General features: G+C 42.7%; 2 protein-coding genes. One reads left to right on the top strand and one right to left on the bottom strand.

The genetic code is table 11. The features are described from left to right. Nucleotides 1-205 precede the first annotated feature (205 nt). Entirely contained in the window at nucleotides 206-1,102 is an 897-nt protein-coding gene (locus tag OB236_RS15360; RefSeq protein ID WP_262684780.1) for a phosphotransferase family protein, read from the top strand. A 128-nt stretch (nucleotides 1,103-1,230) separates the two neighbouring features. Here OB236_RS15360 and OB236_RS15365 read toward each other — a convergent pair. Continuing rightward, a protein-coding gene (locus OB236_RS15365; RefSeq protein ID WP_262684781.1) for an IS1182 family transposase occupies nucleotides 1,231-2,603 on the bottom strand; the annotation gives its coding sequence in 2 pieces (ribosomal slippage) (nucleotides 1,231-2,024 and nucleotides 2,024-2,603; 1,374 coding nt in all). Between the last annotated feature and the right edge of the window lie 195 nt (nucleotides 2,604-2,798).

Raw genomic sequence — 2,798 nt, forward strand, 5'->3', positions numbered from 1 at the left:
TTGTCTTGATGATTCGCATTCGAAATCCCTCCTGAAAAAGAAAATGACCCCTCTAAAAAGGGGGTCTTGGTTCTGGATCAAGAGTATGATATATGTAAGAGATTGGGATTAATTCGAGATTCCAGGTAATGCCAATAGATCCCAAAAAAGACAAAGGTATTTAATCGGGATTATCGTTTTGTAATCCAAAACGAGGAGGTACTTTATGAGTTCCATTCTAAACGTTATTGAAAAGTTAAAGCTGAACGTCTTGAATGTAGAAGATGTTCCAGAGTCATTTAGTTCTGATGTATACAAACTTACTCTCGCTAACGGAGAAAAAGTGTATGTAAAAATTCCATTTAACAAGGATAAACTATATCGTGAATTTCAGATGCTTGAGACATTGAAGGACGTAATACCTGTTCCTAAAGTATTGGATTTTTGGGATGGGGATGAAATTACTACTGGAGCATTGCTTCTTTCGGCGATTCAAGGCATACCTTGTACAGAAGATATTGCTGAGAAACTATCTTTTCAAATTGGCGTGCTTCATGCGATGCTTCATGAGGTTAAAACTCCAGGTTACGGTTACCATGTGACTGATGGATTTAAGATTCTTGACCAAAATAATTGGAGACTACATATCAAAGGTAATTTTGAAAAGTGGAAAGAGCCTTGCAAAGAGATTCTCGATCCAGAGCTGTATGAAAGATGTATTCTTCACTTTGATGGCGTATTTTCAGCTTTACCAGAACCTGATGGACCATGCATTGTTCATATGGATTTTAGACCTGGTAATATATTGGTAAATGATAACAAGGTTACTGGCATTATTGATTTCGAGAGTGCCCGTGGTGGATCCTCTGAAATAGACTTTACAAAAATCAATCGATATATTTGGGGAGTAAACCCGAGAACAAAGCTACCGTACATTGATGGGTATCGAACGATTCGCCCTATGGTGAATCTGGAGACAGTCTTACCATTCTATGATCTTTACGATGCTTTCAGTGCAGTTGTTTGGTGCAAAAACAGAGGTGTCGAAAAAAATCAGTCTTTTCTTCAGGAAAATATTACCATCTTACAGAAATCAGTGGGGATTGAGCAGACACGTTATTAGATGTTCGATAAGATGCAATTAGAAAAGCCATCCGACAGGATGGCCAGCTTGTCGAGAAACCCGGTCATTTTTAAAATCCCTGGTTTCTCTTTTTGTTTTGCACGTATCCAATCGAGAAATCGAGGGCGTTACCCCCTTCTTTCCAGGCGATCCAGGTGGATCGCCATTTTCTTCATGTTCTGCACGGCTGCGGTCATCAGTGCCTGTTCCCTGACGTTGGCCAGTCCGCGCAAACGGCAATAGCGAAACCCATGGAGCTCTTTAGCATCCGCGAAGCTTCGCTCTATCGTCTCTTTTCGTTTGCGGTATAACTGTTTGCCTGATTTGCTCAATCGGTTATTCCGTACCCACTCCTTGCTGTCTTCCCAGACATGCCGGGTCACCACCTTCCGGTGGTTTCGGGAATGTGTACATTGGTTTAACAGTGGGCAGCTCTTGCAATGCTGCGGATCGGAAGCATATTGCCGGTACCCCTTGCGATCTGTGGTTCGGTAGTTCAATTCGTGGCCTGTCGGACAAACATAGAGATTTCGCTCTACATCAAACGCAAACTTCCATTTTGGAAACAAACCTTGCTTGGGATGAAATCGCCGATGGGCAATGACTGCAAAAATTTTTCGGCTTTGTAGTCCTCGGCAAATGGGTGTGGTTAAATAACCCGAATCCAATGCAACAGCTTCGACTTTAAAACCAAAACGTTCTTGCTGACGATCCAAACGCAACAAATACGGCACCGAATCATGGACATTTCCGGGTGTCACATGCACATCGGTAATGAGATTGTATTTAGTATCTACGGTGCGGTGATCCAGATAAAAGAAACCTTCCGGTTTGCCGTCCCGAATCATATATCCGCTATCCGGGTCCGTTTTGCTCACTTTAATTTCTTTCTCCTCGTTCACATCCTCTCTGGGTTTTAGTGCTTTTTTCCATTCTCTTTCCGGTCTTCCACTACGGCGGCATTGAGCTCGTCCACGTAATCTTTGGTATTCTGCAGCACTTGTTGTTTCGTATATTGGTGTTTGTTAGCGTTGGCCTTGACGTGTGTAGAGTCGGAAACCAGAACACGCCCACCGACCATTCGATGTGAAATGGCTTGCAGGACTATCTCATCAAAAATATCCTGAAAGATGTTCGTATCTTTGAAACGAGTTCGCCGATTCCAGCTTATTGTGGTATGGTCAGGAACCTTGTCGGTTAATCCCAAACCTAAAAACCAGCGGTAGGCCATATTCGTCTGGATCTCTCGCTCCAATTGGCGTTCGGAACGGATCCCGTAAAAGTAACCGAGAAAAATCATTTTAAATAAGATGACGGGATCAATGGCAGGACGTCCGTTATCCGCACAGTACAACGGACGAACTTTTTCATCGATAAAGGAAAAATTGATATAGGTATCTATTTTGCGAAGCAAATGATCTTGGGGAACCAAATCTTCTATGGAAACAAACTCATACGCTTGTTGTTTTTTCAGGTTAGAACGCAGCAAGCAGAACACCATCCGTTCTATAATTAGTTACCTATATTATACAACATTAACGCGGTGTCGTCTTAAAAAGTTCAGACATAAAGAAGGCTATCGAGACTTTCTCGACAGCCTGGCCATCCGACAGGATGGCTTTCTTCAGAAACTTGCCGTTACAGACAGCGCGGAGAACCGTATCACAGAGAAAACTAGGCCATTGCGCTTACGAAG

This window comes from Paenibacillus baimaensis (genome assembly GCF_025567575.1).